This window comes from Streptomyces sp. Y7 (assembly GCF_043195415.1).
GTDB lineage: Bacteria > Actinomycetota > Actinomycetes > Streptomycetales > Streptomycetaceae > Streptomyces.
In genome coordinates, this window is record NZ_JBIDDQ010000025.1 from 35,105 (window position 1) to 50,613 (window position 15,509).

Genomic DNA, 15,509 nt, shown 5'->3' on the forward strand with positions numbered 1-15,509 from the left:
TGCCCCCTCTATGAGAACGAGTTGATCAAACTGGCGGGGTCTGGTCAGCTCCCGTCGTAAGCCACCTGCAGTCGTATGGTGCCCTTGGCCGTGTGCAGAAAGGCGTCGCCCTGTCCGGCCAGAGCTTCGGCTCCAGTCTCGTCCAGAATGATGCGGCTGTCGGTCGCCGTCTTGACCCGCAGGGCGAGTTGGGCAGGGAAGTTTGAGCGGATAGTCGTCGAGATAACGTCCGCACTCGGTCGCTGCGTGGCTGCGATGACGTGGATGCCCGCAGCGCGGGCCTTCTGCGTCAGGCGCTTGAGCAACGCTTCGATTTGCTTCTTCTCTTCGGGATCGCTGGTGAGATCGGCGTACTCGTCCAGGACGATGACGATCCAGGGCTTTCGGTCTGCTTTGTCGACCTTGGCGTTGTACTCGACGAGCTTGCGTGTGCGGATCGCCTTCATGTCCTTGTAGCGCACGGCCATCTCGTCGACGGTTTCCTCAAGGATCTCGATGGCGTCAGCGGCGTCCATACCGATCATGCCGTCAAGGTGAGGGTCGTCCTCGAAGTCGACAAGCTCGGTGCCCTTGGGATCGACGAGGCGGAGTCGCAGGGTGCTCTTGTCGTACCGGACCAGGCCCTTGAGAATCGTGTCCAGGGCGACGGACTTTCCTGATCCAGTAGTGCCAGCCACCAGCAAGTGCGGGGAGTCTGCGGAGGACAGATCAATGGTGACGGGGTTGCCCTCGATGTCGGTGCCCAGCGGGGCGATGAGGCTCTCGGGATCGGCCGGGCACCGCTGCCAAAGCGCCTTGGCGTCGACTCCGTACTTCTCGTCGTCGATCTTGGGGATCTCGAAGAGCACGGAGCCGCGGTCGCTACGGGTGCGAATGCTGAACCCGGAGGGCAATGCCAGGGCCAGGAAAATCTCGTCGCGCCGGTTGGTCAGCTTATCCACGGTGACCCCAGGACTGGGGATGAACCGGAAGATGTAGAAGCCGGGTCCTTCCTGCCACTTGCCGACTTCCGGAGCGGTGACCGCGACCTTGTGGCGGGCGAAGACGTCAACGACCTTGTTGTATCGAAGCCTCAGCTCCTCGTCGGAGAGCCCACCGCGGTGAACCTTCAGAGGGACAGGATCTACCTCTGCGGCAGGGTGAAGCGCAACTCCATGTTCCGGCAGGGAAGTTGACGCGGCCGCCCGGGCAACCTCAACAGGTGCCGTCGGTTCTTCCGGGGTGGGCAGTTCGACGGGAATACCCATTGAGGAGGTCTTGACGACATCGTCGGGGACCTGAACCGCCCCACTGAGGTGCCCAGAGACAACAAGGCGGTCGGCATTGGTGGGGTCCTGATTGGCGCGCAGAGCGCCGATGAGGTTCAGCAATTCCTGCTTGTTCAGCCTCACCAGGGTGTGCTTGCCGAGGCTTCCGACCGCGGGTGCCGGCTGGTCATCCTCGGCTGAGATGGCCACGGCGACGCCGGTAACCTGACCGAGCTGGACATCTTCGGAGCGTAGGGCGTCAAGGACCGTCGCCTCGACCTGACGGTGATCGTCATTACCGATCAAGGTGCGAGCTGGAAGGTCTGCGGCCTGCAGGGCGTTTCCACTGGTCTGGGCGATTGCGGCGGCAAGCTCGTCCAGCCAGAAGGGACGGTCGTGGCGAGCCTCGCCGTCCGAACGAAAGGCATCCTCACACAGGTCGGTGGTGCGGTTGAGCTGTTCTTCAGCCGAACCGACGTCGAAGGTCTGGCGAAACTTGGACTCAGCGACCAGGACATCCAGGCGAACTGTGCCGTCGTCCTGGATGGTCAGCACGAACCGGCCCAGATCGGCACGGGTTTTCTGTCCGCGACCGAACCAGCGGTGGTGCTCGTCGAAGCTGATCCAGGTGACCAGGCTCGTACCCTGTCGAGAGACGGGAAACTGCTGATCGATGACAAATCGCGTCGCGACCAGGCCCACGACTTCGTTGACCGTGGTGCCGATGCCGAGGGAGCGCAGCACGGCGCCAGGGGCCACGTTGCGGCCGACCTCGTAGATTCGCTTAGCGGTGCCTTCGGAGTCCTGCGGGGTGACGACGCCGATCTGCTCCAGGCGGCGCCGCAGTCGCTGGACGACGAACTGCCGACCGGTCTGCGAGCTGACGATGAGAGTGTAGGACTCGTTCTTGCCAACACTGGGCTTGACGAGAATGACGTCAGGACGGTTGCGCAGGGCATCGATCTGCTCACGGCCGATGAAACTGTCGAGGGTGACGACCCAATGGGCCACGCGATGCAAAGTGGCGAACAAGTTTTGGTGCTGGTCGAACTGCACCTGCATCTCGAAGTAGTCGATGCCGTCGACACTCTCCCGGGAGACCGGGGAACGGCGGTCGTAGCGCACGCACAAGGTTGACCAGGACTCGAGAGTCTCGTCGGCGGTCTCGGGCAACAGCGCTCTCACGACGTTCTCGCTGGTCTGAGCCAGGTTGTGTGAAGCTGGGTGCTTCCAAGGGTTGAAGGAGCCCGACAAGGACTCCTTCTTGGTGCTCTCCTTGATGCTGGTCTGGGTACCGAACAGTGCCGGAGCCAGCGCGAGGTCGATGGAGTCTTCTAGCCCTGACAGGTCTGCTTCCTGGTCGGGCTCCCATGCCTGCAGGATGAGTTGGACGTCGGGCAGGAAGCTGTCCTCGGACATCTCCGCACCGGAGAAGTGCAGGTCGAAACCCTGGATGATCTCGTGATGGGTGGCCTGGGGAGCCAGCACAACCAGATCAACTTTCAGGCGAGGGTTCTTGGCTCGCATCTGCTTGGCCACGCGCATCGGCAGGACAGGGTCGCCGTTGCGGTCCAGGAGCAGCACGCGTAGGCCGTCAAGCTTGTGGGGGTAGGTCGTCAGGTAGTCGGTGATGACGCGGACCATCTCGTCGATCGCCGTCTCGTCGACGCTGGAGAGCCATTCCTTGGACTCGTTGCCGCTGAGGCGGACCGGGGCGTACTCCTCGTGCCCGGCTGATTCGCGCATCGGGATGGCGATCGTGCCGCCGGGCCCGACGAGGACCGCCGGTGTCCCATGTGGGGAGATACGGTCGATGGCGTCGAAGAAGAGATCCTCGTTCTCCTGGTTGAGACTCAGACCTCCCTCCCTGTTCAGGGCGGTCTCGATGCTGCTGGCTGCCTCCGCGTAGTTCTTTGCCAGCCAGCGCAGCTTCAGCGGGTGGGTGGCCAGCATCATCATGCGGTGATCGGCCAGCCCAACGACATCGGTCAGGACGACGGCCTCAAGGTCTGCGTTCGGAGCGTTGTCGGGAACCAGGGTGGTGCGAGCTTCGCGGAGTATGCCTTCCCACTCGCGTACGTAATGGTTGATCTTCCCGGCGTCAAGCCCGTCGGAGAACCGCTCGAAGTGCTCCAGCTTGAGGCGCTCGAGCTGACCCGCGAAATGTGATGCAGGGACAGGCACAGGCTCGTCGACCTGCCACTGCCGGGGGTCATTGAACTTCTCGAGGAAGGTGTCGAAGGTCAGATTGCTGGCATGGCCAGGGGGGTTTCGCCAGCCGTGGATGAGGGCCGCCAGTGCGATCTGCCCGGGGATGCCCAGGGGGTCCCAGCGAAAGCGTCGCTGGGCGGCGCCGTCCATCTCGACCAGGATGCGCAGCGGGGCCCACTCGGTGTTCGGGTCAAAGGGCTCGTCCTCCTCCGGCAGGGGCGGCTTGGTCAGGTCCAGCAGGTAGTCCTTGACCTCCAAAGTCAGGCGAAGGCCGGTGGAGTCCTGGATATCACGCAGGGTGCGTGCGTACAGGAAAGCGAACAGCCAGCGGCTCCACCGCCCTGCTTCCTGGTTGCCTTCAAGCCCGACGACGACGGAGCCTTCCTCTTCGTCAGAGAAGTAGGTCAGCTCGCGCAGCAGGGCACGCAGTGGGTCCTGGACGAACTGAGAGTCCGGGAAGGCAAGCTTCTCGACTTTGCGGCGCGACCGCTTGGACAGCAGGTCGGCCAACGGCTCGGCTCCACCAACGGGAGCCTCGTCAAGGAATCGCTGTGCGGCTTCCTGGTCTCCGCGATCAAGCGCATCTTCGATCATCATGGCGTCGAACTCGTCGACCCGATCTGCGTCGGCCCTCTCGATCTCCTGCCGGACCTGCTGGCCTAGACCGATCTTCTTGGACTTCTGCTCGAAGACCTCAAGCCAGAGGGTCAGATCCTGCTCGCGGCGCAGCTGACGAGAATCCTGCGGGGTAGAGCCACTGTGATTGAGGTTCAGTACGAGGCCGCGCATACGCGTCTTGGCAGTCTCGGAGTCCGTGCCAATGTGGTCCAGGGACTCCTCGCTGAATTCGGTCGCGGTGATGCGGTCTATCAGGTCGTCCTCGGTGATCTCCTTGCCGGTGGGCTGCTTGAAGGCACTGACCGAGACGTTCTTCTTGATCCGGGCCGGCAGCGCGGCGGGCTTGAGGAAGAGTCCTCGGTCCGGGAAGAGGTCAAGAGCGGGCAAGGCTGCAGAGATCTCGGGGTAGACCACGTCAGGGGTGTGGACCTGAGTTGCTGCGACCTTCTGCGCGGTCTCGACCAGGAAGGCCGCCCAGCGGTGCAAGGACCGGGGCTCCTCATCGGTGACGGCACGCCAGATCTCCGGCAGAAAGTCGACCATCAGGGCCGGAACGGTGCCGCTGCCACCCGCCTCCCGCCAGGCTTCTGCCATGAACCTGTCGAACCCGCGCTCGCCAGAGGCGTCGTGGTAATCGCCCAGGATCGTGGCATCGTCCAGGGCATTCATGGCCGCCAGCCCCTGTGCGTCCGGAGACTGCCCCCACTCGAAGAGCAACACCGCCTTACCCTGTCCCGAATTTCGCCACTTGGTCAGCTGGTCCTGCGGATCCAGGAGGTAGTCAGCAGGGACGCCTTCAATGGGCTCTGAGGTTCCGACCTTGACGACAACCTGACGGTCCGGCGACTCCAACAGCCTCTGGGCCGTGCGACGGAGGGCCTCGGCCACGGTCGGCCGGTCGAACCCGCTGACTCGCAGGACGGCACGGGCTCCGCTGATCTCAGTGACCTTGCGGAGTGCTTCGTCGGCGACGAACCGACCGAGCGCTCGGATGCTGCTGTCGGTCACCGGGGCTCCCCTCGAACCATGCTGGTTGCATCTGAATATTGAGTGAGCAGACTGATAGCGGCCAGCTTCTCCCGGAACGCCTTGCCGTTGTGGTCAAGGACCGATGAGTCGACCTCATAGGCCAACGGACTCGCAGCTGCGACCTTGTTCTCCACCACGAGCCCGTACTTCTCGTACAGCAGCGCGCAGAACTGGTCGAACTCCATCTCCGTGCCCTGCGGGACGGTGGCAGATACCAAGCCCTCAAGCATCGGCGGCTTCATGGTGAAGTGCCGGCGCCCAACCGTCGCGTTCAGGGCTCCCACAGCAGCGAGGGTCTCGCTGAAGAACGCTCGAGGCGAGCCGACCGCGTTGCCGGCCTCCTTCGTGAATCTTTCGTAGCGGCGCTTCCTGGCCTCGTCGCCTTCGGCTTCGAGTTCGTCGATCATTTCCCGGGCCTGGACGTTGATCGCGTTGACGATGTCATTGCGGAAGCCGGTGAGGTTCTTCTGCGACTCTCTGCGCAGCGGGGTTGCCTCGTTGCCGAAGTCCAACAGGATCGACTCGCGATTGGTAGCACCGAGCTTCGTGCGTGCGAGGTGCAGCTGGTGGCGTGCCAAGCAGTAGGGGACCCAGTGCATGAGGCTCTCGGTGCGCTTGGCCCTGGGGACCGTCGCGATCCGAGTGACGATGTTGCGAGTCCCTTCCCTCAGCAGATCAGGCCACGGGCTGAGATCCTCATGCAGCTTGATTTCTGCGTCTGAGCCCTCCACGGGCGCTTCGTCGTAGTCGAAGTCGTGCGCGCTGAGCGCCTTGGCAAGGTTGCCCAGCGGGGTGCCGCTGTCCTGCACGAGGTCGCGCAGGCCCTGTCGGGTCGCTTCCTTGCGGTCCGGATCAGGGTCGGTGCGTAGGACTTTGTAGGCCCAGCTCCCACCATCGCGGAAGAGGTAGCGCTCGATACTCGGAGCGTTGATGCCGGCAGCGACCTTGCTGGCCTGCTTGCGCTTCTTGTCGCTCCTCTTGGGGGATGCGTCGATCTGCTTGATTCGTCGTTCGACTGCGTCGTAGTGGATGAGCTCACCGACGAACGGATAGATGTGCGCGCCGAACCAACTGGGCTGGCTACGACGTCCAGGGATCTCAACCAACAGGGACGAGAACAGGGCGTGGAGCGTTTCCATCGTCTCGGGAGAGTCCAGCTCGACGGCCTTGCTGAGTTCCTCGTCACCCTCGACGATGCGGGCCTTGGTCGCGATCCGTCGGGCCAGGTCGTGCGAGGTCCTCTTGTAAGCCGTGGCGGCTCCGTTGTCCAGGAGCCCCGGGAACTTCTCCGGGTCCTCCTGATGCGCCAGGTAGACGCCGCGGGCGATCGCGAGCATCTCAAGCGGGACGTAGAAACCGCGGCCCTGCTGTTCGAGATTCACCCCGAAGAGGCGAAGGACGACCTCGGCCTTGGAACGATCAGCCATCACGCACGCACCGACCTGATCTTGTCGCCGACGTCGATCATGAGCTTCCTCATGATGTTGCCCACCAGCACCTGGATCTCGTCCTCTTTGTTCGACGAGTCAGCCAGCTCTGCCAGGGATCCACTCAGGCCGCGGATCTCTGCCTCGTGCTGGACCTCGCTACGCAGGCCCGCGGCCCACCGCGTCAGCAACTCGAAGCGCAGGAGGTCCGCCTCCACCGAGACTGCGTCCTGGTTAGGTGCGACAGCCGGGATACGAATGTAGATGGCTCGGTTGAGCCACTCGACGGCGTTCTGCATCTCGGGGGTTGCGCCCGTGCTGGCTTCCCTTTGCCACTGGGTGACCTGGTCGACGACCTCGACGCCCTTGCTGGGCACTCGCCGGGAGATTACGGCGGCGCGGGCACGGTGGGTGAAGAAGGCGGGGTCAAGTATGAAGAAGTCAGGATTGCTCCCCGCCCGGTGGATGCCCTGGGCGGCCTCCAGGCCCTTGAGGAAGCGGTCTCGCACCCTGGTGTCTGCCGGGTCCCGGTTCTTGTCCTGGACACGGACGAAGTCGTCGCCGGCCTGCAGGCCCATGCGGGCGAACCGGTCCGTGTCGTCGTCGCTGTTGAAGAAGTCAGCTCGTCGCAGGAACGTGTACAAGCCCCGCAACTGCTCGGCCTGCTTCTGGACGTCCCGATTCGTACGGACCTTCTGCAGATAGCTGCTGGCGTCCGCGGGAGGGAAGTCGCCAGCGGTGTCCGGGTCCAGTCGGTCGTCCACCTGGCGCCGAGAGACCTTGCCCGGGTCCAGCTTTCGTAGCGCGAAGAAGGCAGGAACCAGATGACGTTGTTGCTGGGTCAGCCGATCACCGAAGAGAGCCTGGTGGTACAAGTGGGGAGCTTGCCACAACCTATTCGAGTGCGACCGCTGGTACTTGGCATGGACGTTCTCGCAGGACAGGCCGCCGGTGAGCATGTAGCTGGTCACCGACAGCGCCTGGCGTGTCGTGATTACCGCCCCAGTGCGCTCGGCCGCGGCGAACACGTCCCGGATCGCGGCCCGACGCTGAGGCCCGCGGGTAAGATCGTTTAGTTCGTTGCGGTTGGCCAGGATCGGGCAGACGTTCCGTGCATCACAGGTCTCGCAGGGCTTCCACCGCGACCATTGGTTCGTCGTCCACTGCTTCAGGACCCAAGGAATGAGTCCGCCGTTGTCACTGTCAGCCGCTACGGACTGGTAGTTGAGGTTGATAACAGTGACTGTGCCATCGGGGTCGGTGACCTGCCCCCGGACTATGCCTTCCGTGAGGGTCTTCACCAGAATCTTGGCGCGGCCCGTGCCGCCTTTGCCCAGGTTGTCATCTTCAGCGACGCACTTGCGTAGTTGGCCCTCGTTTGCGCAGATGATCGCGATGCCCTCGTCCGGAGGGTCAAGAAGTTCCACGAGTTTGCGAGCGCCCGCCTGCGGGCTGAGCTCGCTGAGATCGCTGAGGATGTACAGCGGGCGTCCGCTACGGGTCTGGCCTATAGAGCGGCTGGCGTCTCCGGCCCCGGACAGCTCGAGGAAAACAGCCTTCCGGACCTCTGGTGTGATCGGCTCGGCATCGACCCGTAGCTCGGCCAGAAGGCCGGCACACAGGCTCGTCTTGCCATGCCCGGCGTCCCCGGTGAGGACGATGGTCTTCGTGGTTGGCCGTTCAATGGCGTCCAGCAGGTATTTCAGCGTCACGACAGGGAACAGCGACTGCGTCCAGTCTGCCTGCAGCTCGTAGATCATCTCAGAGGTGTCGGCGTCGAACGGCTGGTAACGACGTATCCGTTGGACGTGTTTGTTGACCTCTAGCGGCATGCTGCTGTCCTTCGTCGACCGGGCCGGGAGCGCTGCAGAATTTTAGCTGCCAGCGCTCCTGACGGTAGATCAAATTCCTCGTCAGGGCGCCGAAGTACGCCTGGTTCGCCAGCGCGTGCCTGTGTCGCGCACCTTAGAATCCAAGATCATCGCGCTTGGTGCTGCGGCGCTCGATGTTGACTGCGATCGCGTTGAGGGAGTGCGGGACGTCGGCCTTGTCGACGCCGTGGCAGCAACAGCGCTGCAGCTCATGGCCGTTGATGAGCTCGTTCAGGGGCCCGTGATGCCGGAAGACGAGGCGTAGAACCGTCGTGATCGGCAGGTCAGGCCACACTTAGGTATCGGTCTACCGCGCGCCCTCACCCTTGATCGAGTACGATGACCCCTCGTTCCGCCGGTTCTACAAGCAAGCGCACATGGGGGGCACACGTGGGTGAGCGGCACCCCTTGCGGGCCAAGCGGCGGCCGAAGTTTGAGGAAGGTGTCGGCTCCCTGCGAGTCGTGGACCTCTTCGCCGGCTGCGGTGGCCTCACCCTCGGTATTGCCCAGGCAGCCCGCAAGCATGACGTCTCGCTCGATGTTCGTCTCGCGGTTGACTTTGAGGCAGCTCCCACGAAGGTGTTCAAAGCTAACTTTCCCCAGGCCAACGTCCAACAGGGAGCCGTCGAATCCTACTTCGACGGTGACCTTGGCGCCCCGTTGACCGCTCAGGAGTCCGAGACTCTCTCGACGGTGGGTGAGGTGGAGCTCCTAATCGGCGGGCCGCCGTGTCAGGGGCACAGTAACCTCAACAACCACACTCGCCGCGATGATCCCAAGAACCGGTTGTACCTGCGTATGGCTCGCGCCGCAGAGGTTCTGCGCCCCAGTGTAGTCGTCATTGAGAACGTACTGGCCGTTGTCAATGACAAGCAGCAGGTGGTCTCCCGCGCCATCGTTCACCTCAAGAAGCTCGGATACGATGTCGCCACCAGTCGTATCGACCTACTCAAGCTCGGGGTCGCCCAGACACGCAAGCGCCACATACTGCTGGCCGTCCACAAAGATGCGCTGCCTTTTGGCTTTTCGGCTGCTGACCTGCTGCAGATCGAAGACCACAATGCTGCACCCCATGACCTGCGTTGGGCCATCGGCGACCTGCTCGACATTCGACCGAAGTCATTCTTCGATGAAGCTGCCGTACCCAACGCGGATAACCAGCGGCGTATGAAGTATCTCTTTGAGAACGACGAGTATAATCTGCCGAACGAAGAGCGACCCGAGTGTCACCAGGGCGAGCACAATTACACCTCAATGTATGGCCGCTTGTGGTGGGACCGTCCGTCTCAGACCATTACCAGCGGTTTCGCGACGATGGGTCGCGGACGGTTTGTCCATCCTGGTGTCCCCCGATGTCTGACCGCCCACGAGGCCGCGCGTATCCAGGGCTTTCCGGACTATTTCAAGTTCGTCGATGAGAGGGCCAAGCCTCGCTACGAGCTGACTCGCACCGAGGTTCAGCTCATCATCGGCAACGCAGTGCCTCCGCCTCTAACCGAGGCGCTGACCTCCAAGCTCTTCGACGCTGACGTTCTGCAGGCGAAGGACGAGGCTCCCCAATTGCTTGAGGACGACTACGCAGCCTCTGCTGTGGACCTCGCCTGCTGAGCCTGCAAGGGGGCCGGTTCCATCCGAGGGCATTTGAGGTAGGCGAATTGCCCCCTGGAGTACTAGTTCCCTCACCAGGTTGGCGTGGCCTCTCCCAGTTGTGCACTTGGTGAGCCTCCCTCGGCTGCTCCTTGTGCCGCTGTTACGAATTACTAACCTTGCTGGCGTGATGTCGCGGGTCGACAAGCTGTGGTTGTCTCAGTAGGGCCGGTGACATGAGGTATCCGCAAGGGGGGCAGGCTGACCGCGGAGCGACGGGCGTTTCGCGAGCGCACCTGGATGCAGGCGGCCGAGTCATTCGCCCTGGGACACGACAATGCCGCCACCGCCAAGGAGTTACGTGTCAGCGTGCGGTCTGCATAGCGGTGGCGCCAGGCTTGGGAGCACAGCGGAACGTCGGCCTGGAGTTGAAGGGGCAGGTGTCCAGGCCCAAGCTGAGTGAGGCACTGTTCGGGGTGCTCAAGCAGGAGTTGGCTAGGGGGCCGGTGGCGCATGGCTGGCCGAACAAGACCTAGACACTGGCGCGGAGCAAGACCCTGATCGGGCGCCGTTTCCACAAGAGCATGACGCTGTCGGCCATCGCTCAAATGCTGCACCGGCACGGCTTCAGCCATCATGCCCCAGCCCGGCGCGCGACCGAGCGTAACGAGGAAGACGTCACCGGCTGGGTGAAGGAGAGCTGGCCCAGGTGGAAACACGGTGGCGGCGCTCGGGGCCTGGCTGTGCTTCGAAGACGAAGCCGGCTTCTCGATGACGCCGCCCACCGGCTACGTCGTGTCGATCGCCACCTTCTGTGGCGTCACCATGAGGAGCTTGAACTGCCGAACGCTCGCAAGTCAGCCTGAGTGCAATGGGCCGCCACAGCCGCAGGGCTGTGGACCGGGGCACCTGTGCTCTGCGGTGCCCTGCGTCATCTTCGTTATCCACAGCCGTCGACGACTCAGGGGTGATCGGGCTACCGTACGGTACATGTCTGCATCAGAGCCTCTAGTTTCAGCCATTGACTTGTTTTGCGGTGCAGGTGGGCTGTCGCTTGGTCTGAAGCAAGCCGGCGTGAAGGTGGCGGCGGGGGTCGACTTGGATCCGGCGTGCGCCTACCCGTTCAAGTGGAACATTCGTTCCAAATTCGTCCAAGGGGACGTCAGTCGAATCACCGGCGAGCACCTTCAGGCCCTGTGGAAGGACAAGAGCGCGTTCAGGCTGCTCGCTGGCTGTGCGCCTTGTCAGCCCTTTTCGAGTCACCGACGGGGGGCGGACACGAGTTCGGAGGAGAACTGGGATCTCTTGACGCAGTTCTCTCGCCTCGTAGATGAAACTCTGCCAGACTTCGTGACCATGGAGAACGTACCTCGACTGGGGAGGATGGCGGTATTCCAAAACTTTGTCAGCAACCTCCGTAGTCGAGGATATGCCGTAGATTTCGGAAGTCTCTACGGTCCAGGTTTCGGTCTTCCCCAAGAGCGGCGTCGCCTGGTTCTGATTGCGTCGAAAGTGGGTGTTGTGCGTCTGCCTGTTGGAAGCACACCCAAGACCAAATATAAAACAGTACGGCAGACGATTGCGAAGCTCCCTGCTCTTCAGCATGGCGAGGGGGATCCTCTGGATCCTTTGCACACGGCTCGACGCCTATCGCCTTTGAATCTGGCAAGGATGCGCGCTTCTCAGCCTGGAGGCACCTGGCGCGACTGGCCGGATGAGCTTCTGGCGCCTTGCCACAGAAAGAATAGTGGGTCTAGTTTCCAGGCATTCTACGGACGCATGGTTTGGGATGCGCCCTCGCCCACGATAACGACCCAGTCCTTCAACTTCGGTACGGGACGATTCGGTCACCCAGAACAGGACCGGAGCCTGACTTTGAGAGAGGCGGCAATGTTGCAAGGGTTCCCTCGCGGTTACAAATTCGTGCCCGAGGGGGAGCGGCCTTCAATGCAGGCAGTAGGCCGGCTGATCGGCAACGCTGTACCGCCGGCGTTTGGTCGGGCAGTCGGGAAGGTCATCGTCGAAAAGGCTGACACTGTCTCTAAGGAGCTGTCGTCATGAGCATGGCTGAACCGTTTACATTCAGTGTTGACTTGGCCGTAGTCGAATCACTCGGAATCAATTTGTACAGCAACGCGGCAGCTGTTCTTTCAGAGCTGGTCGCCAATGCCTGGGACGCAGACGCTAACAAAGTCAGCATTGAGTGGGGTGACAACGGAGATGAGATAACGATTGAGGATGATGGCGTCGGAATGACTCGGGAGGAGCTGAACGAGCGCTACCTCACCGTCGCCTATAAGAAGCGAGACAGAGAGGGTAAGATTTCACCGAGGCATAATCGACCATTCATGGGTCGAAAGGGGATCGGTAAGCTATCTGTGTTTTCTCTGGCGGGAGAGGTTGAAGTCTACTCCGCCAAAAGCGGCGAACGTAACGGATTCCGCATCAAGCTCAACGAGCTTAAGCAAAGTATTGCCGAGAAGAAGCGATATCACCCGACTCCCGTTGAAATTCCTGAGGACTTTCCGGCCGAAGGGACGCGGATCGTGCTACGGGAACTGAACCGCAAGCGTACTGGGGTCTCTGTCACTGCTTTACGGCGCAGGATAGCGCGTCGATTCGATGTTCTCGGCTACGCGGATGACGATCCAGCACGGTTTGTGATCGAGATCGACGGCCGTCCGGTCACCTACGAAGATCGCGAAGACCTCAAGCGTCTGGAGTACATCTGGCAGCTCGGGATTGACGAGATCGCTGCCAGCGACACTCCCAACGCCAAGCGGCGGTGGGTGATCGCCGACAATGCTGTCGATTCTACGCGTGGCTGGCAGCTTGAAGGGTGGTTCGGAACCGTTCGCAAGCCGGACGAGCTGAACGACCCTGAAGATACTCAGGAGTCCCTGCGGAATATCATAATTCTCGCCCGTCGGCGTCCGATTCAGGAAGGTATCCTCGATCAGCTTGACTTCAACAAGATTTTCGGCAGCTATGTAACCGGGCAGATTCGTGCCGAATTTCTTGATCTCGACGACGGGTCCGATGACATCGCAACGAGTGACCGCCAGAGGCTGATTGAGGACGACGAGCGGGTCAAGCTTCTTGTAGCGAAGCTCCGGGAATGCTTCAACTCTGCCGCGCAACAGTGGTCGGACGAGCGGCCGAAGCAGAAGTTCATCGAGCTGACCGACCGTTACCCGGTAGTCCGTGAGTGGGTCGAAGACCGGCCGGACTCCCAGCGAACGGCTGCTCAAAAGCTGATCAGCACCGTCGCGGCTCTACAGCTGGACGACGAGGAGCAGCGGCCGCAACTCTATAAGTCCAGCATCCTTGCGTTCGAAAGAATGGCTCTCGATGCCACCACTCAAGAGCTTGAGAAATTTGCAGACGGTCTTTATGCCGTTGACATCCTGCCGCTGCTTGCCAACGCACGTTCTTATGAGGATGCACTGTACGTACAGATTTTACGATCCCGATTGGAGGCCATCGAAAAGCTAGAACATATGATCAACAAGGACGAGTTGGAGAAGGTGCTGCAGAAGCATCTCTTCGAAAACATGTGGCTCCTGGATCCCTCTTGGGAGGGCGCAACAGGAGACGCCGACATGGAAATCAGCTTGTCCAGAATCAGGAAGGGGCTTCTTTTCGGCAAATCGGAAAAGGAGAACCAAAAGCAAGGCCGTATTGACATCCAATATCGCACTGCCGCTGGCGTGCACATGATCGTGGAGTTGAAGAAGTACGGCCGGAAGACCACAGTGGATGAGCTGCGAGAACAAGGAGCTAAGTATCACGAGGCTCTGTCGGAGGTAATTCGAAAGAGAGGCGAGCCAGTAAAGAACATCTCGCTGGTTTTCGTCTTGGGGCAGGAGCCTGATGCTGGTTACCTAGGGGATAGGGCTCTGGCCGATGTCATCGCCCGGCAGCTCGAACACATCAACGGGCGAGTTCTGTATTATGACGAGTTGATCGCCACAGCTCAGAAGAGGTACAAGGATTACCGCGACAAGAAATCGGATACCACTAAGCTGGACGCCATTCTGAGAGTACTTGATGGCGAAGACTGACTGAGGAAGCTGTGGCAGCTAGGTCGGCGGAACGACTTTGGCCTGGAGCTGTTTTGAAGACGCCGCGGAGTTGGGCGGCGGTGATCGCTGTGGCGTCGTCGGCCAGCCCGAGCCGGACGGCGTCCAGCGCGGCGGTCCGTGAGTTGCGTCCTGCCTCCAGGGCGGCGACGAAGGAGTAGGGCCAGCCGGGGATGAACTGATCGGCGCTGCGGCCCCGCCCGTAAACGTGGAAGAACAGCAACTCCGGGCTGGTCGACGCGTCGGGCCGCAGCCAGTTGCTCACGTCCACCGTGAGGACGGTCCGCCCGTCGGCCGCCCTCGGCAACGGGGTGGAAGCCAGCAGGTTGCACAGGCGGCGCGGCTCCGGCCAGCCGTGATTGACCGCGTCGTACATCGCCCCGTGCCCGCGCCGGTGCTCGGCCGTGAGGGCCAGCTCAACCGGCGACGTCACCGGACCATCGGCAAACAGCATCGCGTCGGTGACCTCGAAGAAGCGCATCCGCACGGCTGTAAAGACAGCCGCAGAACTGGTGACGAACGTGGTACAGGATGCCTAACGCGGCCTCAGCAGACGGTTGAGGGACAAGACTTTTCACCAGCGGCCGTTCCTTGGCCGCGTTCGTGAAGGAGCTAACCACGCGGCCGAGCCGCCGTGGCGGGAGCTCTGTCCTCCGGGGTAAAGGATCACTGGACCGAACAGATCGGGCGGATCATGAAGCCCAGCCGTGGCTGAGGGGCAGGCGGCCGGCCTGGTGTGCCTCGCGCTGCTCGGTGATCCACTGCTCGACCTGATCCACAGAGTCTGTGACTATCCGGTCCGTCGTATCGAGCACCTGCGTGCGCCATCGGGGATCACCAGCACTCCAACCGGTCCAGCGCCAGACCATCTCGGGCCAGCCGTTGTCGGTGATCACATCGGGCCGGTGAGACGGGTCGAGGGCGTGCTTGCGGTGCCATGCAGCCCAGCCGATGTACGCGTCGATCGCCTGGGTGTCCCATCGTCCGGGGTCACGCTCGGCGAGGCGAGCGCGTCGAACCGGGTCAGCGACATCGACCAGGCACACGGCGATGCCATCCAGTAGCGGAGCGGAGGGCGCGGCCAGCAATTCGCCCAAGGGGGACTGCCCGCTGAGCAGAAGGTCGATGCCGCGTTCCTGGTAGTCCAACGCGCGTCGCATCCACATCTCGGTCATGCGATGGCGCCAGTGTCGGCCGGCGCCCTCCGGTACACCGACCTCATCGACGTCGTGCACGGCGATCCTCCCGAGCCGACCGGCCGCCGCGAAGGCGAGGGTCGTCTTGCCCGAGCAGCTTGACCCGGTGAGCTTGAACAGCATGGCGCCAGGGTGCCAGCAGCAAGGCGCCTCCCACGATCGATTTCCTCCGGCCACGCATTTCCCCGACCGCTGCCGGTACTGGGCACGGGGAGGGCGCTGACCTTCGTGCACCATCCGT

Annotated in this window: 9 protein-coding genes and 1 pseudogene; 4 read left to right on the forward strand and 6 right to left on the reverse strand. The window is 62.2% G+C overall.

The window, feature by feature from the left end:
* Positions 1 to 44 precede the first annotated feature (44 nt).
* The 4 genes from ACGFW6_RS36910 to ACGFW6_RS36925 form a co-directional block, all read right to left on the reverse strand.
* Positions 45 to 5,084, reverse strand: coding sequence for an FtsK/SpoIIIE domain-containing protein (locus ACGFW6_RS36910; protein WP_393520227.1), 5,040 nt, complete (start codon positions 5,082 to 5,084; stop codon positions 45 to 47).
* On the reverse strand, positions 5,081 to 6,532 hold the full coding sequence (locus tag ACGFW6_RS36915) for a hypothetical protein (protein WP_393520230.1): 1,452 nt from the start codon (positions 6,530 to 6,532) through the stop codon (positions 5,081 to 5,083). The genes ACGFW6_RS36910 and ACGFW6_RS36915 overlap by 4 nt, the downstream gene beginning before the upstream one ends.
* Positions 6,532 to 8,364: a hypothetical protein gene (locus ACGFW6_RS36920; RefSeq protein WP_393520233.1), complete on the reverse strand. Its 1,833-nt coding sequence runs from the start codon at positions 8,362 to 8,364 to the stop codon at positions 6,532 to 6,534. Before ACGFW6_RS36920 ends, ACGFW6_RS36915 begins: the two co-directional genes overlap by 1 nt.
* A 133-nt stretch (positions 8,365 to 8,497) precedes the next feature.
* Positions 8,498 to 8,698, reverse strand: coding sequence for a hypothetical protein (locus ACGFW6_RS36925; protein ID WP_393520236.1), 201 nt, complete (start codon positions 8,696 to 8,698; stop codon positions 8,498 to 8,500).
* Between the two features lie 167 nt (positions 8,699 to 8,865).
* On the opposite strand from ACGFW6_RS36925, the gene ACGFW6_RS36930 reads away from it, so the two are divergent.
* The 4 genes from ACGFW6_RS36930 to ACGFW6_RS36945 all read left to right on the forward strand — a co-directional run bounded on the left by ACGFW6_RS36930 (position 8,866) and on the right by ACGFW6_RS36945 (position 14,054).
* On the forward strand, positions 8,866 to 10,011 hold the full coding sequence (locus ACGFW6_RS36930; protein ID WP_393520238.1) for a DNA cytosine methyltransferase: 1,146 nt from the start codon (positions 8,866 to 8,868) through the stop codon (positions 10,009 to 10,011).
* Positions 10,012 to 10,574: 563 nt separating this feature from the next.
* A complete protein-coding gene (locus ACGFW6_RS36935) occupies positions 10,575 to 10,856 on the forward strand; it encodes a winged helix-turn-helix domain-containing protein (RefSeq protein WP_393520240.1) in 282 nt (93 codons plus the stop codon).
* 124 nt (positions 10,857 to 10,980) lie between these two features.
* Positions 10,981 to 12,051, forward strand: a complete 1,071-nt coding sequence (locus tag ACGFW6_RS36940; RefSeq protein ID WP_393520242.1) for a DNA cytosine methyltransferase — start codon at positions 10,981 to 10,983, stop codon at positions 12,049 to 12,051.
* Positions 12,048 to 14,054 (forward strand): ATP-binding protein, encoded by a 2,007-nt coding sequence (locus tag ACGFW6_RS36945; RefSeq protein WP_393520244.1) that lies wholly within the window; start codon positions 12,048 to 12,050, stop codon positions 14,052 to 14,054. The genes ACGFW6_RS36940 and ACGFW6_RS36945 overlap by 4 nt, the downstream gene beginning before the upstream one ends.
* 58 nt (positions 14,055 to 14,112) lie before the next feature.
* Here ACGFW6_RS36945 and ACGFW6_RS36950 read toward each other — a convergent pair.
* Together ACGFW6_RS36950 and ACGFW6_RS36955 are read right to left on the reverse strand one after the other, a co-directional pair.
* Positions 14,113 to 14,650, reverse strand: a pseudogene (locus tag ACGFW6_RS36950) (transposase); the annotation flags it as partial.
* A 114-nt stretch (positions 14,651 to 14,764) separates the two neighbouring features.
* Positions 14,765 to 15,391, reverse strand: coding sequence for a hypothetical protein (locus tag ACGFW6_RS36955; RefSeq protein ID WP_393520246.1), 627 nt, complete (start codon positions 15,389 to 15,391; stop codon positions 14,765 to 14,767).
* Between the last annotated feature and the right edge of the window lie 118 nt (positions 15,392 to 15,509).

Excerpts from the sequence above, each read along its gene's own strand:
- ACGFW6_RS36920 (WP_393520233.1), bottom strand. The coding sequence starts at position 8,364 with ATGCCGCTAGAGGTCAACAAACACGTCCAACGGATACGTCGTTACCAG.
- ACGFW6_RS36935 (WP_393520240.1), top strand. The coding sequence starts at position 10,575 with ATGACGCTGTCGGCCATCGCTCAAATGCTGCACCGGCACGGCTTCAGC.
- ACGFW6_RS36940 (WP_393520242.1), top strand. The coding sequence starts at position 10,981 with ATGTCTGCATCAGAGCCTCTAGTTTCAGCCATTGACTTGTTTTGCGGT.
- ACGFW6_RS36915 (WP_393520230.1), bottom strand. The coding sequence starts at position 6,532 with ATGGCTGATCGTTCCAAGGCCGAGGTCGTCCTTCGCCTCTTCGGGGTG.
- ACGFW6_RS36945 (WP_393520244.1), top strand. The coding sequence starts at position 12,048 with ATGAGCATGGCTGAACCGTTTACATTCAGTGTTGACTTGGCCGTAGTC.
- ACGFW6_RS36955 (WP_393520246.1), bottom strand. The coding sequence starts at position 15,391 with ATGCTGTTCAAGCTCACCGGGTCAAGCTGCTCGGGCAAGACGACCCTC.